The sequence below is a fragment of the Allobosea sp. 47.2.35 genome, from assembly GCF_024655635.1.
Taxonomy (GTDB): Bacteria; Pseudomonadota; Alphaproteobacteria; order Rhizobiales; family Beijerinckiaceae; genus Allobosea.
On record NZ_JANLGI010000003.1, the window covers coordinates 51,576 to 76,603 of the forward strand.

Annotated in this window: 19 protein-coding genes; 6 read left to right on the forward strand and 13 right to left on the reverse strand. The window is 66.4% G+C overall.

The features are described 5' to 3' along the window. Window positions 1-6 precede the first annotated feature (6 nt). The 10 genes from NUV79_RS05300 to NUV79_RS05345 form a co-directional block, all read right to left on the reverse strand. Complete coding sequence (locus NUV79_RS05300) at window positions 7-777, reverse strand: hypothetical protein (protein ID WP_173045782.1); 771 nt, start codon at window positions 775-777, stop codon at window positions 7-9. Between the two features lie 37 nt (window positions 778-814). Next, window positions 815-3,532 carry a type VI secretion system ATPase TssH gene (gene tssH, locus NUV79_RS05305; protein WP_257732023.1) on the reverse strand — a complete coding sequence of 906 codons (2,718 nt, stop codon included), beginning with the start codon at window positions 3,530-3,532 and terminating at the stop codon, window positions 815-817. 17 nt (window positions 3,533-3,549) lie between these two features. Beyond that, window positions 3,550-4,608 (reverse strand): type VI secretion system baseplate subunit TssG, encoded by a 1,059-nt coding sequence (tssG, locus tag NUV79_RS05310; RefSeq protein WP_374678857.1) that lies wholly within the window; start codon window positions 4,606-4,608, stop codon window positions 3,550-3,552. Further along, window positions 4,605-6,566, reverse strand: a complete 1,962-nt coding sequence (tssF, locus tag NUV79_RS05315; protein ID WP_257732024.1) for a type VI secretion system baseplate subunit TssF — start codon at window positions 6,564-6,566, stop codon at window positions 4,605-4,607. The genes tssG and tssF overlap by 4 nt, the downstream gene beginning before the upstream one ends. Before the next feature lie 271 nt (window positions 6,567-6,837). Further along, window positions 6,838-7,344, reverse strand: a complete 507-nt coding sequence (tssE, locus tag NUV79_RS05320; protein WP_257732025.1) for a type VI secretion system baseplate subunit TssE — start codon at window positions 7,342-7,344, stop codon at window positions 6,838-6,840. 119 nt (window positions 7,345-7,463) lie between these two features. Beyond that, window positions 7,464-7,946: an Hcp family type VI secretion system effector gene (locus tag NUV79_RS05325; RefSeq protein WP_257732026.1), complete on the reverse strand. Its 483-nt coding sequence runs from the start codon at window positions 7,944-7,946 to the stop codon at window positions 7,464-7,466. A 139-nt stretch (window positions 7,947-8,085) separates the two neighbouring features. Continuing rightward, on the reverse strand, window positions 8,086-9,591 hold the full coding sequence (gene tssC, locus NUV79_RS05330) for a type VI secretion system contractile sheath large subunit (RefSeq protein WP_257732027.1): 1,506 nt from the start codon (window positions 9,589-9,591) through the stop codon (window positions 8,086-8,088). A gap of 143 nt (window positions 9,592-9,734) precedes the next feature. Beyond that, window positions 9,735-10,265, reverse strand: coding sequence for a type VI secretion system contractile sheath small subunit (tssB, locus tag NUV79_RS05335; RefSeq protein WP_257732028.1), 531 nt, complete (start codon window positions 10,263-10,265; stop codon window positions 9,735-9,737). A 122-nt stretch (window positions 10,266-10,387) separates the two neighbouring features. Next, on the reverse strand, window positions 10,388-11,857 hold the full coding sequence (locus NUV79_RS05340; RefSeq protein WP_257732029.1) for a type VI secretion system protein TssA: 1,470 nt from the start codon (window positions 11,855-11,857) through the stop codon (window positions 10,388-10,390). A 70-nt stretch (window positions 11,858-11,927) separates the two neighbouring features. Further along, window positions 11,928-12,485, reverse strand: coding sequence for an OmpA family protein (locus tag NUV79_RS05345; RefSeq protein ID WP_257732030.1), 558 nt, complete (start codon window positions 12,483-12,485; stop codon window positions 11,928-11,930). A gap of 118 nt (window positions 12,486-12,603) precedes the next feature. Between NUV79_RS05345 and NUV79_RS05350 the strand changes: the two genes are divergently transcribed. The 3 genes from NUV79_RS05350 to tagH all read left to right on the forward strand — a co-directional run bounded on the left by NUV79_RS05350 (window position 12,604) and on the right by tagH (window position 16,528). Further along, window positions 12,604-14,463, forward strand: coding sequence for a type VI secretion system Vgr family protein (locus NUV79_RS05350; RefSeq protein ID WP_257732031.1), 1,860 nt, complete (start codon window positions 12,604-12,606; stop codon window positions 14,461-14,463). Window positions 14,464-14,501: 38 nt separating this feature from the next. Beyond that, complete coding sequence (locus NUV79_RS05355) at window positions 14,502-15,050, forward strand: DUF6931 family protein (protein WP_257732032.1); 549 nt, start codon at window positions 14,502-14,504, stop codon at window positions 15,048-15,050. Between the two features lie 92 nt (window positions 15,051-15,142). Continuing rightward, a complete protein-coding gene (gene tagH / locus NUV79_RS05360; RefSeq protein ID WP_257732033.1) occupies window positions 15,143-16,528 on the forward strand; it encodes a type VI secretion system-associated FHA domain protein TagH in 1,386 nt (461 codons plus the stop codon). 124 nt (window positions 16,529-16,652) lie between these two features. On the opposite strand, the gene NUV79_RS05365 is transcribed toward tagH, so the two are convergent. From NUV79_RS05365 to NUV79_RS05375, 3 genes are all read right to left on the reverse strand, one after another. Next, window positions 16,653-17,006 (reverse strand): RidA family protein, encoded by a 354-nt coding sequence (locus tag NUV79_RS05365; RefSeq protein ID WP_257732034.1) that lies wholly within the window; start codon window positions 17,004-17,006, stop codon window positions 16,653-16,655. Window positions 17,007-17,065: 59 nt separating this feature from the next. Continuing rightward, window positions 17,066-17,848: a hypothetical protein gene (locus NUV79_RS05370; RefSeq protein WP_257732035.1), complete on the reverse strand. Its 783-nt coding sequence runs from the start codon at window positions 17,846-17,848 to the stop codon at window positions 17,066-17,068. A gap of 67 nt (window positions 17,849-17,915) precedes the next feature. Continuing rightward, window positions 17,916-18,425 (reverse strand): PAAR domain-containing protein, encoded by a 510-nt coding sequence (locus NUV79_RS05375; RefSeq protein ID WP_257732036.1) that lies wholly within the window; start codon window positions 18,423-18,425, stop codon window positions 17,916-17,918. Window positions 18,426-18,601: 176 nt separating this feature from the next. On the opposite strand from NUV79_RS05375, the gene tssK reads away from it, so the two are divergent. Genes tssK through tssM form a run of 3 tightly spaced genes read left to right on the forward strand, consistent with a single transcriptional unit; the run spans window position 18,602 to window position 25,028 of the window. Next, complete coding sequence (tssK, locus tag NUV79_RS05380) at window positions 18,602-19,939, forward strand: type VI secretion system baseplate subunit TssK (RefSeq protein ID WP_257732037.1); 1,338 nt, start codon at window positions 18,602-18,604, stop codon at window positions 19,937-19,939. Then, a complete protein-coding gene (gene tssL / locus NUV79_RS05385) occupies window positions 19,936-21,381 on the forward strand; it encodes a type VI secretion system protein TssL, long form (protein ID WP_257732038.1) in 1,446 nt (481 codons plus the stop codon). Before tssK ends, tssL begins: the two co-directional genes overlap by 4 nt. A gap of 11 nt (window positions 21,382-21,392) precedes the next feature. Next, entirely contained in the window at window positions 21,393-25,028 is a 3,636-nt protein-coding gene (tssM, locus tag NUV79_RS05390) for a type VI secretion system membrane subunit TssM (RefSeq protein ID WP_257732039.1), read from the forward strand.

Here is a 25,028-nt window from a genome sequence, read left to right on the forward strand (position 1 = left end):
GTCCGCTCAGGCAATCCAGGCCGGCGGCCGCACTACGATGACCTTGCCGGTGCCGTCGACCTGGATGTATTTGCCGCTGCCGCCGGACTTGACGCCATCCCAGCCGAGTCGGCCGTGCTTCGGGCCGAAATGGCCGGACCCGTCATTGGCGCCGTTCGAATGGGCGATCAGCAGCGCGTCCGGAATGACGTTGGTGTAGGATACCAGCGCAATATGGCCGGGCTTGCGGGTCTCGAGCATCTTGTCGGTCATCCAGACGACCATGTCGCCGGTCCTGATCTCGTCGAAATCCCAGATCAGGGCGCTGGGCAGGCCGGGTGGCTTGCCCTTCTTGGCCGCGCCGACCAAGAAGGGGCAGCTCGCGCCGCCCGAATACTTGTCGAGGCTGATCCGGCTCAGCTCGCTGTAATAGGCGACGACGAAGCCGGTGCAGTCGACTCCGAGGCTCTGGTCCGCCCAGGCCTGGATCGTGCTCTCCGTCGCCTTGCCGGTATCCAGCGCGAGGCCGAGGATATGTTCGCAATCGTCTGGGCTGACCTTGCCCATGCTGGCCCGGTTGAACGCCTTCTTGTTCACGGACAGCTTGCGCCTTACCGCCTCCTGCATGACGAGGCTGCGCTTGGTCGCCCCCGCATCGGCATTGTGGATGCCGATCATGTATTTGTTGATCGATACCGTGATGTCGCCCACCGGGACATTCCAGTAGCGATCGACCCAGTCCGCGGGCGAGGGCGAGGCATTCGCGATATCGGTCGGGTTGCTCGGATCCGGGACCATAGGCGATCTCCTCGCCGGGACGTTGCGAAAGTGCGGTTCACGCCACCTGATAGGCGAACTGGCCCTCTTCGACCGAGACCTTCGCCTCGGTCAGCGGCTTCTTCTCCAGCTGCAGGTTGAGGATCGCGCGCGAGAGCGCCGGCAGCATCGAGTTGGTGATGATGTTGTCGATCATGCGCCCGCCCGAATCCGGGTCGTTGCATTGGCCGACGATGTGCTCGACCACCGCATCGTCATAGACGAAGGCCGCCTTGTGGTTCTCGGCCAAGCGCTTGCCGATACGCCCGAGCTGGAGCTTCACGATCCCGGCCAGCATGTCCGAGGACAGCGGATAGTAGGGGATGGTCACGAGCCGCCCGATCAGCGCCGGGGGGAAGACCTTGAGCAGCGCCGGCCTGAGGCTCACCGCCATCACCTCGGGATCGGGCTTGGCCGCGCCATTGGCGGACAGGCTCATGATCTCGTCGGTGCCGACATTCGAGGTCAGGATGATCAGCGTGTTCTTGAAGTCGATGCGCCTTCCGGTGCCGTCCTCCATCTGGCCCTTGTCGAAGACCTGGAAGAACAGCTCGTGCACGTCGGGATGCGCCTTCTCGACCTCGTCGAGCAGCACCACCGAATAGGGCTTGCGCCGGACCGCTTCGGTCAGGCGCCCACCCTCGCCATAGCCGACATAGCCGGGAGGCGCGCCCTTGAGCGTCGAGACGGTATGCGCCTCCTGGAACTCGCTCATATTGATGGTGATGACGTTCTGCTCGCCGCCATAGAGCGATTCCGCCAGCGCCAATGCCGTCTCGGTCTTGCCGACGCCGGACGGACCGCAGAGCATGAAGACGCCGATCGGCTTGTTGGGATTGTCGAGCCGGGCGCGGTTGGTCTCGATGCGCTTGGCGATCATGCCAATGCCATGGCCCTGCCCGACGACTCGCTTGTTCAGCGTCTCGGCGAGGTTGAGCACGGTCTCAATCTCGTCCTTGACCATCCGGCCGACCGGGATGCCGGTCCAGTCCGAGACGACGGACGCCACCGACTGCTCGTCGACATGGGCGTAGATCATCCGGTTGGCAGGATCGATCTCGCTCAGCGCCGCGAACTTGGCATTGAGCGCGGCGCGCGATTCGGCGGAATCCGCTTCGGGCGCCGGAGCTTCGGCCGGCGCGGCCTCGCTGCTCGCCTCCTGCACGGCTGCATCGGCCTTCGCCTCCCCGCCCGGCGCCTTATCGCCGAGCTTGGCCCGCAGCGCCTTGATCTCCTCGACGATGGCGAGTTCGCCCGCCCAGGCACCTTCGAGCCCGGCGAGCTTCTCCTGCCGTTCAGTGATTTCGGCCTCGATCTCACCGAGCCGCTTGGTGGCATCGGTGCCGAGATCGGCATCCGCCGTCAGCGCCGCCTTCTCCTGCTCCAGCGACGAGATCGCGACGCGCGCATCCTCGATCGCGGCCGGGGTCGCGCTCTGGCTGATGGCGACGCGGGCGCAGGCCGTGTCGAGCAGGCTCACCGCCTTGTCGGGGAGCTGGCGGGCCGGAATGTAGCGATGCGAGAGCGAGACCGCCGCGACGATGGCCGCGTCCGAGATGCGGACTTTGTGATGCTTCTCCATCGGCCCGATCAGCCCGCGCAGCATTGTGCAGCAGCGCGCGACATCCGGCTCATCGACCTGCACCGGCTGGAAGCGCCGGGTCAGTGCTGGATCCTTCTCGAAATACTGGCGATATTCCGACCATGTCGTCGCCGCGATGGTGCGCAAAGTGCCGCGCGCCAATGCCGGCTTCAGCAGGTTGGCGGCATCGCCCGTGCCGGCCTGCCCGCCGGCACCGATCAGCGTATGCGCCTCGTCGATGAACAGGATCACCGGCGTCGGCGAGGACTGCACCTCGTCGATCACCGAGCGCAGGCGCTGCTCGAACTCGCCCTTCATCGAGGCGCCGGCCTGCATCAGGCCGATATCGAGCGCACAGACCCGCACGCCCCGGAGCGGCGGCGGCACATCGCCGGAAGCGACGCGCTGGGCGAAGCCTTCCGCGATCGCGGTCTTGCCGACGCCGGCCTCGCCGGTGAGGATCGGGTTGTTCTGGCGCCGCCGCATCAGCACGTCGATGACCTGCCGGATTTCGTCGTCGCGGCCGAGGATCGGGTCCATCGTGCCGGAGCGGGCCTTGACGGTGAGGTCCTGCGAGAAGCGGTCGAGCGCGGTCGTACCCTTCGCGCCTTCGGCAGCTTCTGCGCCCGGCGTTCCCGCCGCGCGCAGCCCCGAGCCGTCCATCGGCCGCAGGTTTTCCTCTTCCGAGCTTTCCCAGATCTTGCCGTAGCCTGCGGCCAGTTCCTCGACCGGGATCTTGGAGAATTCCTTGGAAAGCCCGGTCAGCACGCGGCGCAGTTCTGTCGATTTCAGCGCCGCGACCAGCAGATGGCCGGTCCTGATCTGCGTCTCCCCGAAGAACAGGGTCGCGTAATGCCAGCCACGGTCGAGGATATCGACGATGTGGTTGGCGATGCCCGGCATCTCCGTCTCGTTGCGGCGGAAGCCCTCGACCACGCCGCCGAGCTCCATCAGCATCTTGGCGCGGTCGAGCTTGTAATGGTCGGCGGTCAGGGTCAGGTCGTTGCTGGTGCCCTGCAGGACCTGCAGCAGCCAATGCGCCAGCTCGACATTGCGGTTTCCCGCCCCCTTCGCCTGCCGGAGCGCCTGCAGGAAGGTGTCGTAGCCGACCCGGTTGAGCTTGCCTGTGACGGCTTCGAGGCTGATATCGGCCATGGTCGTCCCCTTCGATGTCAGGTGGCCGCAGCGCGGCTTCGTTTCAGGCGCAGGCTTTCGGCGGGATGGAAGCGGGCGTCGCGGCGCAAGGCGCCCTCCTCGACATTCCAGTTCGGCGCCATCCAGCTCGTCCAGCCAAGATGGCCGGACTGGCCGAGCCGGACCGGCTTCACCTCGCCGACCGGCAAGGCGAGCTCGACATCCCATTCGAACTGCTCGCCGAGATGGAAGAACACCGCATCCGCCAGGGGCTCGCAGCGGTCACCGTTCGGCAGGAAGCGCTCGAACTGTTCGAGATCGCGCGCCACAATCTTCACGCGGAACTTGTCCTCGACGCTGTAGACGCTGCCGCCGAGCAGCGCGTCGCTGCCGAGCGAGCAATGCGAGCCGCCGAGCCGCGTTCGGTCGGCCGGATCGAAGACCAGCCACATCCCGGCGAATTGCTCGATCTCGATATCGGCCTTAAACAGGCCGGCGAGGAAGCGCCGCAGACGCGAGGCCGATTTCGCCTGCGCGCCGATCAAACCGGCATGGGCGAGCTTCTCGGCATCGGGCACGCTGTCGCGCTTGAGATAGGGCTTCGAGCCCACCCCGATCATGCTGCCTATATAGGCGGCGAAGCGGTCGAGATCGGGCCGGTCATGCTGGGCGATCGGGCGCGAATCCGCCCAGGCCCGATAGAACAATTGCAGGAAGCGGTGGTTGAAGATGTCGAGGAAGCGCGGAAAGGCGTCATCGCGCGCCAGCGTCCAGTGATAGCTCTCCTCGGTCGTCGCCAGCGGCAACGGTCCCTGCGGCCCGAGCAGGCCGAGGAACTTGACGAAGAGCCGCAAGCGCCCCTGGCCGTCGCGATCGGCTTCCGCGAGGCTCGACGCCGCGAAATCAAGATAGGGCTGCTCGCCCAGCGCGACATATTCATCGCGCCGCGAGACGACATCGCCCACCCTTGGGCGATCCGGGAAACTGCGCTCCAGCCGGCGCATCACCGCGTAGAAATCGAAGCGCCAGGGCTCGGCCTCGAGCTGCGCCTGATAGTTCGGCGCCTTCTCCAGCGGGGTGGCGGCGTCCTCGCTCACAGGATGCGCCTCGCGCCGGCGCGCGGCGGAAAGCGCATGACTTCGCCGCGCTCGACGGTGCGGATCACCGTCTGGGTGAAATGGTTCATCGCCGCATACTCGGCGAAGAAGCGGTCGAGGACCGCCCCGAGCAGGAAGACGCCGGAGCCCTCAAAGGCCTTCTCGTCGAGCAGGACGGTGATTTCGAGCCCGCGCGCCGCGCCCGTTCCTGCCCGTTGCGGGAAGCGGCGCACCACCGCGCGGCTGTCGACGCTCTTGATGCCGCGGATGCGCCGCTCGGTGGCGCTATCGGCGAGATCGGCGAAGAGCGAGAGCAGCTCGCGCAGCGCCTCGCCGTTCTCGCCCGCACCCCGCTGGACGAGGCCGAGATGGTTCAGGCTGATCAGGTTGACCAGGCGCCAGGTCACGACGCCGGTGCTCGCGGTTTCCGAGCGCAGCTTGAGCTGGGAGACGACCGGCTCGCGCGGCGGCGTCGGCCCTGCGAGGCAGGCGATGTCGAGCGAGACATTGTCGATCAGGCGGAAATCGGCCCCGCCCTGCCCGGTCGGCAGATGCTCGGTCAGATGCCGGTTGGAGCAGAGCGCGCGGACGCTGAGTTCCGCCACCGAGGCGGTATCCGAGACACCCGCCGGCTCGACCAGCGAGATGAACATCTCCGTGCCCGTGTAGTCGGAGGCCTTGCCTTGCCGGCGCTCGGCCGACGAGCGGCGGCGCGGCAGGCGCCGCTGCGTATAGTGCAGCCCCTGTGTCGGCGAGGCGCCCTCCGGCGAGGAGTAGAGCGGATGGACCGGCTGCTTCTCGCGCCCGCCGACATAATGCGCGTGCACGGAGAGGATGCTGTGCGGCTCATAGTCGAGCGCCCGGCTCCGGTCCGGCACGACATGGAACTCGTGCTGGTTCGTCTTGACCGGGATGCGGTCCGTCGTCTTCTCGAACAGGTTGATCGCGGGCGACGCGTAGAGCGCGAACATCTCCTTGCGCACCGCACCCGGCAGACGCGTGTTCACCTCGTCGAAGACGAAGATAACATCGACAGACTTCGCCTTGAGCTTCGGCATGATGCCGGCAAGCCCTTCCAGCCGGAAGCCGAGGAATTTGCGCGGGAACCAGAACAGTTCGCGCAGCAGATCGAAGCCACGGAAGACGCGCGTATCGGCCGGCAACAGCGCCTCGTCCTCACCAAAGCCGATCTGCTCGATCCGGCAGCCATCGCCCGACGTCACCACCGGATCGCCGAACTCGTCGAGATGGCGGAAATGAATGCCGATGCAGTTCGAGAAGAGCTGCTCGTAGAGCGCGACCGCTTCCCCCTCGGCCCCGAGCAGATGGAACGGCAATTCGCGCGTCCGGCAGCCGGCGAACCAGCTCGCCGGGTTCTTCAGCGCCTGCGCGGCGGAGGGCTCCAGCTCCCGATCGGCCATGACACGATGGGTGAGCGAGATGCGCAGGCCCGACAAGGCGCGGGGCCCGGTGCGCAGGCCGAGCGCCTGCAGAGGCCCCGGCGCCGGGATATATTCGGCCGCCGTGATCTCGAAAGGCCAGAGCGTGACATCGCCGCCGAGGCGATAGCGACAGGCGACCCGGCGCTCACGCTCCAGATAGGTCGCGTCGATATAGGAGCCGCGCGCGATCCGCAGGCCCTCGCGCAGGGCCGGGTCCGAATAGGTCGGAACCACCCCTGCCAGCAGCGCAGAGGGCGTCGGCGCCAGATAGTTCGGCAGCAGCTGCTCAATCAGGTTGTTGGTGAATTCGGGGAATTCGTGCCGGAGCTTTAGCTGGACGCGGGCGGCGAGGAAGGCCGCGCCCTCCAGCAGGCCCCCGACCATCGGGTCCATGCGCTCGCCGGCGAGCCCGCCGAGCCGCTCGGCGATGCCCGGATATTCCTCCGCGAACTCCTTGCTGTGCTCCATGAAGAGCCGGAGTTCCTGGTTGTAGAGATCGAGAAACTCCTGGTTCATCGCGTCACCGCCCCTGAAGGGCCACTAACCAAATCCGGAGGGGTCTCGACGCCGGCAATTCGCCCGCTCCGCCAGGAGAGGGGCGAAGCCGATACCCTAGGTATCGGCAAGCGCCGCGACGCCGCGGGCGGTCGAATTCCCGGCGCCGTAGGTGGGCTTTGGAAGGCCGCCTGCGGCGTCGGAACGACTTGCCGATATCTAAGGATATCGGCTGCGCGCTCCTCCTGGCATTCGGCTCTTCCAAAGCCCATCGAGACCCCTCCGGATTTGGTTAGTGGCCCTTAATCGCGATCTTGCCGGTGTCCAATTCGAGATCGGCGACGAATTGGACGGGAATATTGAGCGGTTCGCAATTCAGATCGGCGCGAACGAGAAAGCGGATCTTCAGCTCGGCCGGATCGAGGCTATCGTCGCGCTCGACGGCGACCGACTTGCGGATCAGCCGCGGCTCGTAGCCGACCAGAACATTGGCGAGGTCCTCGCGGATCGCATCGACGCGATGCTCGTCGATCGACAACCGCGTCATGTCGGGAAAGCCGTAGTTGAGCACCGAGCGGCGCACATGCTCCAGCCCCGAGAGATCGACGCAGGAGCCGAGATTGATGGTATTGACGAGCGCATCGAGATCGACGGCGATCTCGCGGCGCAGTTTCTGCTCGGTGATCGCGGCCCGCGGCGCCGCGCGACGCGGCGCGATCACGCGTTCGCCGCCCTCGTCCCGCAGGTCGAGCGCGGTCCTCGCATCCTTCTCAAGATGCGCCTCCCGGAATGCGAACATCAAAGGCGGCCGCAGCCGCTTCTTCGAGATCGGATCGACCATGGTCTGACGTACCATCGGCAAGGCAAAGCAAGACAAGGCATCGGCCCCGGCGGGTGCCGGGGCCGACAATCTTCAGCTCACTTGGAATGGGTCTTGATGTCCCAGGTCATGGTGATCGGCGCATCGAGCGTGCCGTCCTGCTTCTGCGGCTTGTACTCGTATTTGATCTTCGCGTAGTTCAGCGAGAACTGGTCGGTCGGGATGCTCGCCCCGCCGGCAGCGTCGCCGGACTGGTAGCTCGACACCAGCAGGTCCTCCAGCGTGACCACGTAATAGTCCTGCTGCGTCTCGCCCTGCTTGCGCACGAAGAGCACCGCCTTCTTGATGTGCTTGCCGCTGGCGCAGGACAGCGCCAGGTTGGCCGAGGCCTTGCCGACCGAGGCCGTGAAATGGATGTCCTGGAAGCTCGCCTTGCCGGCACCGCCGCCGGCATTCGACGCATGCGAGCCCGCATTGCTGATGCCCCAGGAGAAGGAATCCACCTCGATCGTGTCCTTGTGGTTCTTGTCCTTGCTTTCGCCCTTGATGCCGTCGATCTCGAGCAGGAAGTCGCTAGCCATTGTTACCTCCAGGGTAGGGATTGCTATGGGCTCGCGGATGCGGGCCCGCTGTGGACGCACTTCTCCTGTCGCGCCGGCCTCGACCGGCCGGCACGCCGAAGATCCTCGTTGTCGCCGTCACCTGCGGATCAGGTGGCGGTCACTGCTTGGGAGCTGGCAGTCGCGAGACCAGGCTCAGGCCGATATCCATGCCTTCGAGCTGGAAGTGCGGCCGCAGATAGAACTTGGCCGAGTAGTAGCCAGGGTTCTCCTCGTCCTCGAAGACGTCGATGCGCGCATCGGAGAGCGGGCGCCGCGCCTTCGTCTCTTCGCTGGAATTGACCGGATCGCCGTCGACATAGTCGGTGATCCACTCCTGCAGCCAGCGCCGCAGCGGCTCCTTTTCCTTGTAGGAGCCGATCTTGTCGCGAACCATGCACTTCAGGTAGTGCGCGAAGCGCGAGACCGCGAACATGTAGGGCAGCCGCGACGACAGGTTGTCGGATGCGGTGGCCGCCACGCCGTCCGGCCCCGAGAAGGCCTTGGGCTTGTAGAGCGACTGGGCGCCGATGAAGGCGGCCTTGTCGGTGTTCTTGCGATGGATCAGCGGGATCAGGCCGGATTTCGCCAGCTCCGCCTCGCGCCGGTCGCTGATCGCGATCTCGGTCGGGCATTTCAGGTCGACGCCGCCATCATCCGTCGGGAAGGTATGGGTCGGCAGGTTGAGCACCTCGCCGCCCGACTGGACGCCGCGGATACGCGTGCACCAGCCATATTCCTTGAAGGCGCGGTTGACGTTGACCGCCATGGCATAGGCCGCGTTCATCCAGGCGTATTTCTCGCCCTTGTGCCCGTCGGTATCCTCCTCGAAGGCGAATTCCTCGACCGGCTCGGACTTGGCGCCATAGGGCACCCGCGACAGCACTCGCGGCAGGCACAGGCCGACATAGCGGGAGTCGGCGGCATCGCGCAGACCCTTCCAGGCCGCATAATCCGGCGTGTCGAAGACCTTGCCGAGATCGCGCGGGTTCGACAGCTCCGTCCAGGCATCCATGCCCATCAGGGTCGGATCGGCCCCGGCGAAGAAGGGCGCATGCGCCGCCGCCGCCACCTTCGACAGATCGCGCAGCAATTGCACGTCGGTCGGGACATGGCTGAAATGATAGTCGCCGACCAGGCAGCCGAAGGGCTGGCCGCCGAGCTGACCGAACTCCTGCTCGTAGATCTGCTTGAACAGCGGGCTCTGGTCCCAGCGCGCGCCGGGGAACGTCTTGAGATTGCGATAGAGCTCGTTCTTCGAGACGTTCATCACCTTGATCTTCAACTGCGCATCCGTCTCCGAATTGAAGACGAGGTAGTTGAGACCGCGCCAGGCGCTTTCGATCTTCTGGAACTCCGGCGCGTGCAGCACCTCGTTCATCTGCTCGGTCAGCTTGGCGTCGAGCCTGGCGATCATCTCCTCGATCGTGTCGATGACGTCGCCCTTGATCAGGGTCTGGTCCGCCAGCGCCTGGTTGACCAGGGTCGCGACCGCGTTCTCGACCTCGGTCGCCGCGCGTTCCGTCTTGGGCTTGAAACTCTGCTTCAGGATCGCCGAGAAATCGTCGATCTCGCGCGTCTCGACTGCTGCCCCGCCGGGCTGTTGGGATTTTGCTTCCGCTGCCATTGCCGCCTCGCTCGCTTAACCGCCTGCAGGCCCTGCCCCGTCCTATCCGGACGGGATCGCTTCGGATCGTCCGGAGCGTCGCTCTCGCGAAAACCGGTCCCGGTTCCTCGCGCCGCGCTCCGGGGCTGAGCCTGCGCCCTGCCTCAGTTTGCCGTCTTGTCCTCGGAAGGTTCGCCCTTGCCGAGCCTGTCCTTCAGCGCTGCCATCAGCTGGGGATCGGCCAGCAGCGCCTTGATCTGGTCGCTCGCGGCCATCTTGCCGTCCATGTAGCGCAGCAGGTTGGCGAGCTGCTCGCGCGCCTCCAGCAGCTTCGCCGTCGCCGGGATCTGGCGGGCGATCGCGGCCGGGTTGAAATCCTCGAACTTCGAGAACTTCAGCGCCACCGAGAGCTTCTCGTTGCTGTCCTCGCCCAGCTTGTTGGGCACATTGAAGGACACGGCCGGCTCGATCGCAGCCATGCGCTGGTCGAAATTGTCCATGTCGAAATCAAGGAACTTGCGCTGCGAGATGTCGGATTTCTCGACCGCCGAGGCATTGCCCGAGAGATCGGCCATCACGCCCATCACGAAGGGCAGCTCGATCTTCTGTTCCGCGTTGTACGGATCCTCATAGGTGATGTGGACCCGAGGCGGCCTGTTGCGGCGGATGAACTTCTGTCCAGAATCTCCGGCCATGTGACGTGCCCCTCTGCATTCGTGCCACGCCGACGTAACGTGACATCCTATCCGGTTTCACCCGTCATCGATATAGTCTCGCGACCGTGACGGGAGGTTCAAGGCAATGGTGAAAAACTTCCCTAGCTGTCGGTCTCCGGCAACGGCACGACATCTGGCAGGATGTTGCCGAGAAGCGACATGAAATCATGCTGCGCCAGAGCACAGGCCTTGTCCATGAGAAGCGGCGTCGGGTGCGAGGGCTCGACCTGGCGATAGAAGGCGGCGACCGCCTTCATCGCGTTCACCGCATCCGCGCGGCTGCCGATCACGATCGTGGCCGGCACCGGGCTCGGCGCGAGGCTGGAAGGCTCGGCCGCCTCTGCAGCGACCTCCTCCTCCGCCCCGTCTTCGGAAGCCGCCTCGCTCGCTTCGGCGTCGCCGTCATAGCTCTCCTCGGCTTCATCCGAACTGTCGCCGTAGCTCTCGTCCGAATCGCCATCGTCTTCGTATTCGCTCTCCGCCTCGTAGCCGTCAGGCGCCGGCAGCCGCTCGAGCGGCAAGCGGAACCGGCGCTGCTCGCCGATCTCGATCACCGCCTTGTCGACATGCTCGGGGAACATGATCTGGATGACCTCGATCAACGATTTTCCGATCAGCTGCTGTGCCTGCCCGATCAGCAGGACGGCCGGGCTCGACGGCTCGGTTTTGCGAAAGTAGCCGAGGCAGGCAGAGAGCGTATCCTTCACATGGAGGATGCTCGAAACGCTGCCGGGACTGAAGCTGACGGGGTTTGCTGCCGAGCCCTGCGGACCGGTCGCCGCCGGCTCCGACCCCGCCGCCTGATGGCCCGGGACGCGCCGCGTGACCGCAGCATCGAGGAAGGCGGCGATCTGGTCCAGCAGCGCCGCCAGGCGCGGAAAGCTCAGGGGATGATCGACGCCGACCTTCTCCAGCCAGCTTGCCCGCAGGCGCGCGAGCGCGTCGCGCGCCGCATTCACCTGGCCGAGCACCGCGACCAGATCGTCGGCATCGACCTCCCCCAGCGCCGCCTGGATCGTGCTCGCATCGGGATGCTGCTCGCCATCGACCAGCTTGGTCTCGCCACTGGCCACAAGCTGGCTGCGGAACATGAACGGGCCGATACGCCGGCTGACGAAGAGAGGCGCGTGCTGCAGTGGCAGCACTACCGTCGCCAACTCGTCGAGCCCCTGCAGGGCAACCTCGCGCATCACGAAATCGCCGTCCATCGCGCGCGGATGCGCCTCCTCCCAGTACGAGCCGAGGAGATCGGCCATGGCTGAGAGGCTGGCAGCGAAACTCGGCACGTCACGATTGAGGATCGTCAGCTTCGCCGCGAGCACGAAGAGCCTGAGGTCGCGCGAGCGCTCCAGCAGCTTGCCGAGCTCGGCGAAGGCAGCGGGAAACTCGATGCTCGTGCGGTCGAAGGCAATCTGCCGGCCGTCGTCGTCGCGGCGGAAATACGAGGCCGGAAGCGCGACCTCGAGCCGCGCCGTGGCATTCATGAAATCGAGATCATCCTCGAGATCCGGCCCGCAGGGCTCGTCAGCCGAGATCGGCTTCGTAAGTTCGGCGAAATTCAGGCCCGCCATCGCTTTCCCCGCTCACAGGAACAGCGCCCCGGCCACAGCCGGGGGCGCCGCAGCCGTCCCTCGTCCCGCATCACTCGGTCCGCAGGCGTGTCTCCACCCGGCGGTTGTCGCCGGAGAGGGGATCGGCCGCGATCGGCTTGCTCTGCCCGTAGCCCTTGGCCACCAGGTTGGAGGCCTTGACGCCGTGCCCGCCGAGATAGCGGACCACGGCCTGCGCGCGGCGCTGCGACAGATTGAGATTGTAAGAAGCGCTGCCGGCGGCGTCGGTATGCCCCTCGACCATGAAGGTCTGCTTGGAGAGCTGCGGGGTCTTCAGCGCCTTGGCGAACTCGTCCAGATTGAGCTTGGCCTCGGGCTCCAGCTCGTCGGAATTGTATTTGAACTTCACCACGAGGTCGAAGGCGCTCACCGGCTTGGCCGGCTCGACCACCTGCCCGGCCCGGGCGCATTCGGCCTCGGTGCCGACGCAGAGCCCCCGCGTCAGGGCGGGCTTGGGCGCGACCCCCGGCCCGAAATGCTTGACGATGTCGTCCGCCTTGTAGGTCTGCGCGCCCGCCATGTTCGCCATGAAGAGAACCATGGCGCCGGTCAGAGCGACAAAGGCAGTGAAGCCGGGCTGCTTGCGCATGGGAACACTCCCGCTGAGTTTCGCCGTCTGGCAGTTGATGACTTAGGGATCGAAGGATGAACCTAGAAATCACCTACGTCAAGATAAAAATAGAGGCACGAATCGAAAGGTTCAATTGATGCCATCCGCCCTTGGACAAGAACAGAGAACCGCGTCCTTCTCAACTCCGGCGGGGAAAGACGAATTTACACTTATTAAATTCGAAGCCAGCGAAGCTTTGAGCGAACTATTTACCTTTAATATTGAGGCGACCAGCAAGACTGAGAACGCCGATCTGCAAAGCATCATGAGCGAGAAATGCTCGATCAAGTTCACGCTCAAGAACAAGAGCGAGCGCGTGCTGAACGGAACGCTGGTCGATGCGCAATGGCTCGGCCAGCAGGACGACCTCTATATCTACCGCTTCACGCTCCGGCCCTGGCTCTGGCTGCTCTCGCAGCGGGCGGATTGCCGGATCTTCAAGAACAAGACCGCGCTCGACATCATCAAGGAGATATTCAAGAAGGAGGGGTCGGCGAGCTTCGACGACCGCACCAGCGAGACGCTCCAGCCGATCGACTACTGCGTGCAGTATCGCGAGACCGATCTCGACTTCGTGCTACGCCTGATGGAGCAGTACGGCATCTACTACTATTTCAAGCACAGCGACGGCGACCACAAGCTCGTGCTCTGCGATTCCCGCTCCGCCCATGACCAGGTGACGGCGGCGGCCGAGCCGAGCTTCCAGGGCGATGCCTCGGCCTATGCCTTCGTCCCGCAGGGCAATCGCTTCCCGCGCAGCATGGTCGAGCACCTCACGCACTGGTCGACGATCCGCCGCCTGCGCACCGGCAAGTTCGAGCTCAAGGACTATGATTTCGAGAAATCGGAATCCGATCTCACGGCCCGCGCCGAGGAAGGCTTCCCGAAGGCCAAGTCCTACGAGGCCTATGACTATCCGGCCGCCTACACCAAACGCGACCAGGGCGAGCATTTCGCCCGCGTGATGGCCCAGGCCGAGCAGGCGCAGGACGACCGCCGCTATGCCGGCGGCGATGCCGCGAGCCTCTATCCCGGCGCGCTGATGAAGCTCTGCGAGCACCCGACCGGCGCCGAGAACAGCGAATATATCGTCGTGCGCGCCACCCATGCCTTCGGCATCCAGAGCTATCGCTCCTCGGGACGCCGGGACGAGGCCCTCTATCACGGCTCCTACGAGCTCCAGAAAAGCGACAAGCGCTTCCGCGCGCCGATCGTGACGCCGCGCCCGACCGTCTACGGGCCGCACACCGCCAAGGTGGTCGGCGAGAAGAACCAGGGCGAGGAAGGCGACATCGACGTCGACGAATACGGCCGCATCTGGCTGCGCTTTCATTGGGATCGCGAGGACGGCTCGACCTCCTGCCGCACCCGCGTCGCGCAGATGTGGGCCGGCAAGGGCTGGGGCGGTCAGGTGATCCCGCGCATCGGCCAGGAGGTGATCGTCGAATACATCGAGGGCAATCCCGACCTGCCGCTCGTCGTGGGTGCCGTCGTCAACGACCAGCACAAGCCGCCCTATGAACTGCCGGCGAACAAGACCCAGTCCGGCCTCAAGTCGGAATCGACCGATGGAGCGGGTTTCTCCGACACCTACAACGAGATCAAGTTCGAGGATCGCAAGGACCAGGAGGTCCTGGAAATCCGGACCGAGAAGGACCACAAGATCACGGTCAACAACATCGAGACCCGCGATATCGGCGAACGTTACCAGGATGGAGGCTATTCGCGCGAGACGACGCTCATCAAGGGCAACGACAAGCTCGACATCCAGAACGGCAAGCTCGACGTCGAGGCGCTCACGGAAATCAACCTCAAGGTCGGCGAGAGCACGATCAAGATGACGCCCGGCAGCATCGAGATCAAATCGCCGAAGATCACGATCCATAGCCAGGCGCTGACGGAGGTGAAAAGCGATGGCATCCTCACCGTCAAGGCGTCGATGGTGAACATCAACTGACGGCGCATATCGATAACGACCGAACGGCCGGAGCCTCCATGTCACGCCTGCGCTTCAGCACCGCCCGCGAAGTGTTCGAGACCTATCCCGCGGCCCGTCAGGCCGTGACGATGGCGCCGACCAACGAGCCGCCGCTGGCTTTCCTCGGCCGGTTGGTCAGGGGTCCTGCACCGACGGAAGCCGCAAGCTTCTGCGCCTTCCTCCTGCCGCGGCGCGAGACCGTGTGGTGGGCGCTCCAGGCGGTGCGCTCGATGCAGCCGCCCGGCACGCAGGACCCGGGCCTCGCCGCAGCCGAAGCCTGGGTGCGCGAGCCCGGCGACAAGACCCGTTTCGAGGCGCTGCGGCAGGCGCAGACCGGCGACAGCGCGCGGCCCGGCACCTTCGTCGCCTGGGCCGCAGGCTATTCCGGCGGCAGCATGTCGGAGAGCCATCCCATCCCGACGCCGTCCGACCTCACCGCGAAAATGGCCCGGATCGCAGTGCTCAATGCGATCAACTCTCTCCCCGCACGCGAGCGTGAAGGCGCATTGCGTGCTTGCGTCGAAGCATGCATTCGTTTGGCTGAAGACGATGCCGGCAAGCGCTGATACGCCAGAGCATTTTCAAGCGAAGTGGACACCGGTTCGCGTGAAGAAAATGCGACAAGCCAATGACCTAAGGCCGTAACGGGATGTCCGCGATGGCGCTGACACTGACGATCGAGAACCAGACCTCGCTGCCCGATGGCGGCCCGCTCAGCGTGACCACCAGCGGCGGACGCGGCCTCGATATCGGCCGCGACCAGCATCTCGACTGGGCCTTGCCTGACCCGTCGCGCGCCGTCTCCGGCCGTCATTGCGAGATTCGCTTTCGCGACGGCGGCTGGTGGCTGCGCGACATCTCGACCAACGGGACCTTCGTCAATGGCGGCGAGCATCGCGTGCAGTCGCCCTACCGGCTCCAGAATGGCGATCGGCTGGAGATCGGCCACTACATCATCGCCGTCGCCATCGAAGGCGAGGCCGGGCAAGCCGCCGACGTCGCCCCTGCCCCGCCGCCCTATGCCGCCCAGCCGGAATCGTTGTGGGCACCGAGCGAGGAGGCCGCCCCGCCGATCCCGCGCCGCGACCTGATGCCCCCAAACCATGCCAGGCCGGTCCATGCCGGCTTCATCGACTGGGCGGCCGATATCCCGGCTCCGAGCGCCGAGCCAGCACCGCCGCCGCCGGCACGGGACTGGTCTGCGCCAGCGGCGCGGACCGACGAATTCGCCTGGGCACCGCTCCAGCCGCAGCCCCTTCCCCCGGAGGAGCCTGCTGCGCCGATCCCGACGCCGCGCCGCCCGCCTGCGGGCAGCCCGGCCAGCGCCAGCCCGTGGGACGAGCCGACCGAGGATACCGTTCCATCCGAGCCGGCTGCCGAACCGCCTCCTGCTCCGGCTGCCTTCGCGCCGCCGCCCTTCCCGGCAGAGCCGGCCGCTCGACAGCCCGGCGCGCCCGCGCCGATCTCGATGGGCGAGTTCATGCAGCGCTTCGCCAAGGGCGCCGGCGTCTCACCGCAAGCGCTCGCGACGCAGGACCCCGGCGCCTTCGCCGAGCAGCTCGGCGGCCTGATGCGCCTGATCGCCGAGGAGCTTAAAGGCCTGCTCGCCGCCCGCGCTGAAACCAAGCGCATCGCCCGCAGCACCAGCCAGACGATGATCCAGGCGCAGGACAACAACCCGTTGAAATTCTCGCCGACGGTCGACGACGCACTGCAACTGATCTTCGGCCAGCCGCGCAGCGGCTATCTCGATGCCAAGCGCGCTTTCGACGAGAGCTTCCGCGATCTCAAGGCCCACCAGATCAAGACCTATTCGGCCATGCAGCACGCGCTGAAGATGCTGGTCGAGGATCTCGATCCGCAGGCGATCAACGAGGCGACGGCACAGGATGGCGGCATCAGTGGGCTGATCGGCTCGCGCAAGGCCAAGATGTGGGAGGCCTATGTCGCCCGCTGGGACGCCAAGACCGCCCCTTACGAAAACGGCCTCGTCGACGCCTTCATGATCTATTTCGCCGAGTGCTACGACCGCGGCGGGAGATGACGGGCCTCACCGTCATGCTCGCCCTTGTGGCGAGCATCCACGTCTTGAACACGACCTTCGATCACTGAAGACGTGGATGGTCGGGACAAGCCCGACCATGACGTTATCCGGCAACGCGCGAGGACTATCCCTTCGCCGCCACCGCCGTGATCTCGATGGCATAGCCGGGCGAGGCCAGCTTCGCCTCGACGGTCGCGCGGGCCGGGGAATGGCCCTTCGCCACCCATTTGTCCCAGACCGCGTTCATCTCGCCGATCCTGCTGATATCGGTGAGGAAAATCTGGACGCTGAGGATGCGTTCCTTGCGGCTGCCGGCCTGCGCCAGCGTGTCTTCCAGCAGCGCGAGCACCTCCTCGGTCTGCTCGGTCAGCGAAGCGCCCTCGGTCTTCTCCGCGACATGGCCGGCGAGGAAGATGATGCCGTTGAAAATGGCGGCGTCGCAGTAGCGGGCAGCCAGTCCGATGCGTTCGATGGTCATGGGCTTTGCGTCCTGTCGCGGAAGAGGGAAAGCCCGCTTCGCCCGCCAGCCTCGCCCGGTCAAGCCGGCGGCAGCGTCAGAATCTCGCGGATCGCCTGCAATTTGAGCTGGCGCGGCGTCTCGTCCATCGCGACCTTGTAATAGCCAAGAATGCTGAGCTGCTCGTAGGTCGCCCAGATCGAGTCGTCCTCGAAGGCGGCCATCCGCTCCTCGAAATTCAGGATCATGCCGTATTCCATGCCGACGCCACGCTTGAGCGGCGGCGGGGTCGGCTTGCTGCGCTTCTGCGCCTCGGCCGCCGCGAAGGCGGCAATCGCGCCGGGTATCCAGACCTGCTCATAGGCCGCGACGATATCGGACGGGGCATCGCCCTTGCCGGTCAGGACCCTCCGGCAGGCATCGGCGAAGGCCTCGGTCAGGCCGTTCGCCTCGGCCGCGGAATCGGCCTTGTTGTAGTCGGCCCGCAGCGGCTCGACATAGGCGAAGAGGTTTTCGAGCTGCCGCGCCGCCGGCCCGGCCAGGAACAGCCAGGGAAAGGCACCGTCGATCGATATCTGACCGGGCAGGAGATGCGCCGCCTGCTCGCCATCGTCGGCCCGGAAGAACTGGCGCACCGCCGCCGTGCAGCTCACGTTCGGCACCGGCAGGATCGGCCGCTTGCGCCGGGCCGGATCGCGGATCAGCGCCATGAAGCAGAGGGCCTCGGCGACGCGCCCGTTGCGGGCGAGCCCATGGTTCTTCGCCCGGCGCTGGTCCGAGGACAGGCGCTGGACCGTCTTGAGGCGGAAGCGCTCCAGCTTCGCCTCCGCCCGATCCGGGACCGTCCGCCTGCTTTTCGCCATCGCACCTCGCAGCGAGAAAACGATTCCGCCTCAACGACTTCCGCCGCCGTCTTGAATCAATCCGTGATCATCCGCCGATGATCACGGTCGGCAGGCCCATCGCGATCTTGTTGGGCGGACCGAGCGCCTCCAGGACCGTGTCGCCCATCCGGCAGGCCGGCAGGTTGTTGATCAGCACGGTCTGCGAGCCGTCGATGACGACCCCGGGCCCATGCGTCGGCAGCGGCAACGGGCCGAGCGGTGTCAGGCAGATATGGATATCGGCGCCGCCTGCCGCGCCTGTGATCATCGAGCCCATGCTGGCGGCGGCCGTGTTCTTGGCGGTTTCCTCGGCGGCGATGGCGGCTGGCGCTCCCGGCGTGCCGGCTGCGGCGACGGTGGCCGCCTGAGCCACCTGCAGAGCCGCATCGGAGACCGCCTTGGCGGCCTGTATTGCAGCCGCTGCGGCGGCCGGCACGCCGCGCCAGGCCAGCATCCCGCCGATGATCACGTTCATGCTGCCAGGTCCCGGTTGCAGGACTGGCGGCAGCGGGTGCAGCACCGGGTCCATGATACGGGCGGCCGGTCCCTTGGGCATGCGAGCCTCCTGCTGGAACGGATTCGTCGCTACGAGGACTGCCGCGAAAATCGCTCGCCCGCATCCTTCAAGTCAATGATGGCGGTGCCTGACCGCCGCGCTAGCATTCGTTTGGTGACGCTTGGGTAGGACCCGTATAAGCTCGCCCAGCCTGCCGTCGAGTGAGCGAGACCGGAATGTCGTGGTACAGCAAGGTCGTCTGGTCGGAAGGACTGTTTCTCAGGCCGCATCACTTCCAGCAGAGCGACCGTTATCTCGAAAACCTGCTGGAAAGCCGCGTCAGGACCATCACGCCCTATCCATGGGGCTTCTCGGTGCTGGAGATCGACCGCGACCTCGCCCAGCAGAGCCGCATCGGCCTGCGCCGCGCCGTCGGCGTGATGCCGGACGGCACGCCCTTCGCGCTGCCCGATAACAGCCCGCTCCCCGCCGCGATCGAGGTGCCGGAGAACGCCGCCGGCCAGATCGTCTGGCTTTCGCTGCCGCTCGCCGCCGCCAACACGCGCGAGGTCGAGGACACCCTGAACGGCTCGGCCAGCCGCTATGTCCCCGCGAACGAGATGCTGATCGATTCCACCGCCTCGCTGCGGACGGAGGAAGAGATCGACGTCGCCCATCCGCGCCTGACGCTGGAGCTGCGCAAGACCTCGAAGGCCGGCTATGTCGGCCTCGCGCTCGGCCGCATCCTCGAAGTGCGCGACCGCGCCATCCTCTTCGACGAGAAATTCGCCCCACCCGTGCTGGTCTGCTCGGCCTATCCGGTGATCGAGGGCTGGCTCGACCGCGTCATCGGCTGGATCGACAACAAGCTGGAGGAGCTCGCCCGCTACGCCGCCGATCCGACGGCCGGCGGCGGCCTGCAGAGCGCGGACTATTTCGTGCTCCAGCTCCTCAACCGCAACATCCCCGTGCTCAAGCACCTGCGCCGCTCGCGCTTTGTCCATCCCGAGCGATTGTTCTCGACCTTCCTGGCGCTCGCTGGCGAGCTTGCGACCTTCACCACGGCAGAGCGTCGCGCCCGCGACTACCCGGCCTACGATCATGACGACCTGGAGAACTGCTTTGCGCCGGTCGTGCGCGACATCCAGGACTTCCTCTCGGCCAATCTCGGCCGCCGGGCGATCCGGCTGGAGATCGTCGAGCGGGCGCAGAACGCCTTCATGTCGACGATCCGCGACCGCAGCCTCGTGCGCAACGCGACGCTGGTGCTGGAAGTGGCGGCGCGCCGGCCTCTGACCGAGATCCAGGCGCAGTTCCCGCAGCTCTTCAAGATCGGCCCCAACACCAAGATGAACGAGATCGTCCATGCCCATCTGCCGGGCATCAATCTCGTCCATCTGCCGACGCCGCCGCCGCAGATCCGCGCGCTCACGGATCATGTATACTTCTATCTCGACCGCACCTCGCCGCTCTGGCCGGAATTTTCGACGGCGAGTTCGATCGGCATGCATTTTTCCGGTGACTGGCCCGATCTCGAACTCGAGCTCTGGGCCGTTCTGGAGGGCAGGCGATGAGCGATCCGGGTTCGCCCTCAGATCCGTTCGGCCGCTCCGAGCGGACGATCATCAGGCCGAACCCCGGCGGGCGCCGCGCGCCTTTGCCGCCCGCTCCCGCCGCGCCGGCAGCCGCAGCGCCGCAGGCTGCCCAGCCCTATCAGCCGCCGCAGGTGCCCTCGCCCGGCGTGCCCGGCACCGGCGACGAATGGATGTCTCAAGCTGCGCCGGTCCCGCAGCGTCAGGCTCCGCCGCCTCCGGCCGGCGGGGGGCAGTCCCTGCCGCGCCGCGACCAGCTGCTGACGCCGAACGCCAACCCGCTATTGCGCGCGGCCGGCCCGCTCCTGCTGCTGCTCGGGCGCATGCGCGCCAATCTCTCCAACGCGCCCTTCGCCCAGCTCCTCGGGCAGGTCGGCGAGACGATCGAGGCTTTCGAGCATGAGGTCCGCGCCGCCGGCGTCTCGGCCGATACGGCGCAGATGGCGAAATACGTCATCGCCGCGACCGCCGACGACATCGTCCAGAACATCCCCGGCGACGACCGCCATGTCTGGACGCAATACAGCATGCTCTCGCGCTTCTTCGGCGAGCGCATCGGCGGCGTGCGCTTCTTCGAAATGCTCGACAAGGCCAAGGCCGACCCATCGGTCAATTACGACCTGCTCGAACTGATGCATGCCTGCCTGGCGCTGGGCTTCCAGGGTATCCACCGGACGTCTGCCGGCGGCGCCAACAATCTCCAGATGATCCAGCGCAACCTGTTCGAGACGCTGCGCCGGGTGAAGCAGCCCGACCCCGAATTGTCGCCGCGCTGGCGTGGGCAGGCGATCGCGCAGGCCGTCGCCGGGTTCAAGGTGCCGGTCTGGTCGGTGGCGGCGATCGCGGCCGTCGCTCTGCTCGGCGTCTATTTCGTCTTCCGCGCGCTGCTCGCCGGCAATGCCGAGGCGGCCTCGACCGCGCTGCTCTCGGTCCATCCCAAGGGCGAGATCGGCATCATGCGCAAGGTCTTCTCGGCCCCGCCGCCGCCTCCCCCGCCTCCGCCGCAGCCGCCCAAGGTCTGCGCCGCCGTGCAGCCGCCGATCGTCTGCCTTGTGACGCCGAACGTCGTCATCGTCCGCCTCGTCGGCATCACCCTGTTCGAGCCGGGGCAAGCGGCCGTGCGCGCGGAGTTCCAGCCCCTGATCGAGCGCATCGCCGCCGTGCTGGAGCAGGAGGGCGGTGCGATCAAGGTCGTCGGCCATACCGACAACGTGCCGATCCGCACCGCCCGCTTCCCGTCCAATGTCGAGCTGTCGCAGGCCCGCGCCAAGGCCGTCGGCGATGGCTTGAAGGCCAAGCTCAGCAAGCCGGACCGGATCGCGACCGAGGGCAAGGGCGCGGATACGCCGATCGCACCCAACACCACCGCCGACGGACGCGCCCAGAACCGGCGCGTCGAAATCCTGATCCAGCGTCAGAACTAGGAGGCAGGACGATGAATCTCGCCACCTGGCTCCGCATCGTGGCCATCCTGATCGGCGCGCTCGCGCTCGCGGCGCTGATCTGGTTCGGCGGTCCCTTCGTCGCGTTCGGCGAGGTCCGCCCGTTCGAATCCTTCTGGGTGCGCTTGGCCGTCGCCGTGCTTCTTTTGGTGGGGGCGCTCGCCTGGATCGCCGTCATCGTCATCCGCCGCCGCAAGGCGACCGCCGCGCTGACCGAGGCTCTTGAAAAGGAAGAATCGACCGGCGATGGCGCCGCGCTCTCCAGCGCGATGAAGGACGCGCTCGCGACGCTGAAGAGCGCGCGCGGCAAGGGCGGCGATTATCTCTACGACCTGCCCTGGTACGTGATCATCGGCCCGCCCGGCGCCGGCAAGACGACCGCGCTAGTCAATTCCGGGCTGAAATTCCCGCTCGCGCGCGGCGCGACGCCGGCCGCCGTCGCCGGCTCCGGCGGCACCCGCTATTGCGACTGGTGGTTCGCCGAGGACGCAGTGCTGATCGACACCGCCGGCCGCTATACGACGCAGGACACCGACACCAAGGCCGAGAAGTCGAGCTGGCTCGCCTTCCTCGACCTGCTCAAGACCAATCGCCCGCGCCAACCCATCAACGGCGTGCTCGTCGCGATCAGCGTCGAGGACCTGCTGACTTCCTCGCCCGAGGAGATCGCCGCCCATGCCGACGCGATCCGCGCCCGCCTGCTCGAACTGCACGAGCGCCTGAAGGTCGATTTCCCGGTCTATGCCGTCTTCACCAAAGCCGACCTGATCGCCGGCTTCAACGAATTCTTCGGCCAGTTGACCGAGCCGCAGCGGCGCATGGTCTGGGGCCATACCTTCCAGACCGCCGACAAGACCCGCAACATGATCGGCGACGTGCCGCCGGAATACGACGCATTGATCGAGCGGCTGAACGAGCGCCTGCCCGACCGGCTCCAGGACGAGCACAACCCGACCGCCCGCGCCCAGATCTTCGGCTTCCCGAGCCAGATGGCGACGCTGAAGCGCTCCATCGTCGATTTCCTCACCCGCGTCTTCGAACCGACGCGCTACCATGCCAATGCGACGCTGCGCGGCTTCTACTTCACCTCGGGCACGCAGGAAGGCACGCCGATCGACCAGTTGATCGGCGCGCTATCGCGCAATTTCGGCTCGGACCATGCCGGCGCGGCCTCCTTCTCCGGCAAGGGCAAGAGCTACTTCCTGACCGAGCTGGTCCAGAAGGTCGTGATCGGCGAATCCGGCTGGGTGTCGACCGATCTCGGCGCCGCCCGCCGCACGACCGCCCTGCGCATCGCCGGCTTCGCCACGGTCGCGTTGCTCTCGCTCGCCGCGCTCAGCCTGTGGTGGACGAGTTTTTCACGCAACAGCGACCTGGTCACCGCGACCAACTACGGGCTCTCGGATTATCGCAGCGCCGCAGCCCCGGTTCTGCAGGAGACCACGATCTCCGACCGCAACTTCAGCCGCGTGCTGCCGCTGCTGCACAAGCTCCGGAACATGCCGGCTGGCTATGCCACGAAATCCGAGCCGACGCCGACGCTCGCCACTTTCGGCCTGAGCCAGCGCGACCGCCTGCAGAACGCGACCGAGATCACCTATCAGCAGGCGCTGGAGCGGATGCTGCGCTCGCGCATCATCTTCCGGCTGGAGGAGCAGCTCGAGGCCAATGCCAACAATCCCGGCTTCGTCTACGAGGCGCTGAAGGTCTACATGATGGTCGGCGGCCAGGCGAAGATGGACCGCGATCTCGTGACCTCCTGGATGCGGCTCGACTGGGCCGAGAACCTCTTCCCCGGCCCGGCCAATGCCAAGGGCCGCGAGGCGCTGGAGGAGCATCTCGCCGCCATGCTCGATCTCGACGAGGGCACGGGCGAGCCGATCGTCAAGCTCAACCAGTCGCTGATCGAGCAGAGCCAGCGCACCTTGCGCCGCCTCAGCATCGCTGAGCGCGCCTATGAGCTCCTGCGCACGCAGTCCCGCAGCGAGAGCCAGAAGGACTGGGTCGTCTCGCAGCGCGGCGGCTCCGATGTCCGCCTCGTCTTCGAAGGCGTCACCGGCGAGGATCTCGACCAGATCCGCGTGCCCTATTTCTACACCTATGACGGCTTCCAGAACGCCTTCATCGCCAAGCTCGGCGATATCGGCGACCAGATCGAGCGCGAGCGCTGGGTGCTCGGCGAAAACCTCGACCAGCAGGCGATCACCGCTCAGTACGCCACGCTCTTCCCCGACCTGATGAAGCTCTACAGCCGCGACTATGCCGCGAGCTGGCAGCGCATGCTGAAGCGCCTGAAGCTCAGGCCGCTCAACGCCGACAAGCCGCGCTATGTCGCGCTCAGCGCGATCAGCGCCGCGACCTCCCCCTTCAAGCAGGTGCTGGAGGCGCTCCGCGACGAGACGCAGCTCACCAAGGAGCGCCCCAACGCGAAGAAGGCCGTCGCGCAGGCTGCGGCCCAGGCCGCTGCCGATACGCTGGCCCAGCGCGCTAGCAGCGCCTTGAGCCGCCTCGGCACCAATCTGCCGCTGGCGGCGCCCGGCGTCGACCGCGTGCTGGCGGGTGGCGGGGCCGATACGGCGCTCGGCGCGGATATCGAATCCCAGTTCAAGCCTTTCCACGTCCTCGTCGACGGCGATCTCGGCCGCCGGCCTGTGGACCAGCTCCTGCAGACCTTCTCGGAGATCAACCAGAACCTCGCGACCGCCGCGACCAACCCGGCGCAGTCTGCGGCGGCGAATGCCGCGCTCGTGCCGCTGATCGCGACCTTGCGCGCCAATTCCTCGCGCTATCCCGCGCCCTTCGACGGCATGGTCATCCAGGCGGTGAATGATTTCGAGGGTGACGCCACCGGCGCGACGGTCGCCCTGCTGCGGCAGGCGCTGGCCGAGCAGGTCACGCGCGTCTGCACCGAGGTGATGAACAACCGCTACCCCTTCACCAAGGCGAGCACGCGGGACGTGCCGCTCGCCGATTTCGCCCGGCTCTTCGCGCCCGGCCAGATCATGGACAAGTTCTACAAGGAGCGGCTGGAGCCCTTCGCCGACACCTCCAAGCCGCAATGGAACTGGCGCATCGACAGCCGGGTGGCGCGCGCGCTTTCGCCGACGACGCTGCGCGAGTTCCAGCGCGCCAGCGAGATCAAGGAAGCCTTCTTCCCGACCGGCGGCAACCTGCCCTCCTTCCAGATGGTGGTGACGCCGACCGCGCTCTCGGCCGATGCCGCCAATGCCAAGCTGGAGATCAACGGCTTCACCGTGACGAGCCAGCAGGGCGTCAACACGCCGACCCCGGTGATGTGGCCGGGCGGCGGCGTCGGCAAGACGGCGGTGACGCTGACGCTGGGCGGCGGCGGCAACGCGTCCGGCGGCATGTTCAGCGGCGGCTTCTTCTCTTCAGGTCAGCAAGGCGGCGGCGCGCAGGGCGGCGAAGCCAAGCTGTTCGAGAAGGACGGCACGTGGTCCTTCTTCCGCCTGCTCGATGCCGGCTCGGTGCTGAAGCAGGGCGACAATGTCGGCTTCAACCTGAATGCCGGCGGCCGGCAGGTCGGCTATTCCTTCGGCGTCGGCTCGCTCAAGAACCCGCTGATCCTGCCGGCGCTGCGGGAAATCCGCTGCCCCACCGGGATCTGA

Bases quoted from the DNA above. Each gene is read 5' to 3' on its own strand.
- NUV79_RS05350 (WP_257732031.1), top strand. From the start codon at position 12,604: ATGCCATCCGCCCTTGGACAAGAACAGAGAACCGCGTCCTTCTCAACT.
- tssM (WP_257732039.1), top strand. From the start codon at position 21,393: ATGAATCTCGCCACCTGGCTCCGCATCGTGGCCATCCTGATCGGCGCG.
- NUV79_RS05345 (WP_257732030.1), bottom strand. From the start codon at position 12,485: ATGCGCAAGCAGCCCGGCTTCACTGCCTTTGTCGCTCTGACCGGCGCC.
- NUV79_RS05355 (WP_257732032.1), top strand. From the start codon at position 14,502: ATGTCACGCCTGCGCTTCAGCACCGCCCGCGAAGTGTTCGAGACCTAT.
- NUV79_RS05300 (WP_173045782.1), bottom strand. From the start codon at position 777: ATGGTCCCGGATCCGAGCAACCCGACCGATATCGCGAATGCCTCGCCC.
- NUV79_RS05325 (WP_257732026.1), bottom strand. From the start codon at position 7,946: ATGGCTAGCGACTTCCTGCTCGAGATCGACGGCATCAAGGGCGAAAGC.
- tagH (WP_257732033.1), top strand. From the start codon at position 15,143: ATGGCGCTGACACTGACGATCGAGAACCAGACCTCGCTGCCCGATGGC.
- NUV79_RS05370 (WP_257732035.1), bottom strand. From the start codon at position 17,848: ATGGCGAAAAGCAGGCGGACGGTCCCGGATCGGGCGGAGGCGAAGCTG.
- tssE (WP_257732025.1), bottom strand. From the start codon at position 7,344: ATGTTCGCATTCCGGGAGGCGCATCTTGAGAAGGATGCGAGGACCGCG.
- tssH (WP_257732023.1), bottom strand. From the start codon at position 3,532: ATGGCCGATATCAGCCTCGAAGCCGTCACAGGCAAGCTCAACCGGGTC.
- tssF (WP_257732024.1), bottom strand. From the start codon at position 6,566: ATGAACCAGGAGTTTCTCGATCTCTACAACCAGGAACTCCGGCTCTTC.
- NUV79_RS05340 (WP_257732029.1), bottom strand. From the start codon at position 11,857: ATGGCGGGCCTGAATTTCGCCGAACTTACGAAGCCGATCTCGGCTGAC.
- tssC (WP_257732027.1), bottom strand. From the start codon at position 9,591: ATGGCAGCGGAAGCAAAATCCCAACAGCCCGGCGGGGCAGCAGTCGAG.
- tssL (WP_257732038.1), top strand. From the start codon at position 19,936: ATGAGCGATCCGGGTTCGCCCTCAGATCCGTTCGGCCGCTCCGAGCGG.
- tssK (WP_257732037.1), top strand. From the start codon at position 18,602: ATGTCGTGGTACAGCAAGGTCGTCTGGTCGGAAGGACTGTTTCTCAGG.
- tssB (WP_257732028.1), bottom strand. From the start codon at position 10,265: ATGGCCGGAGATTCTGGACAGAAGTTCATCCGCCGCAACAGGCCGCCT.
- NUV79_RS05375 (WP_257732036.1), bottom strand. From the start codon at position 18,425: ATGCCCAAGGGACCGGCCGCCCGTATCATGGACCCGGTGCTGCACCCG.
- NUV79_RS05365 (WP_257732034.1), bottom strand. From the start codon at position 17,006: ATGACCATCGAACGCATCGGACTGGCTGCCCGCTACTGCGACGCCGCC.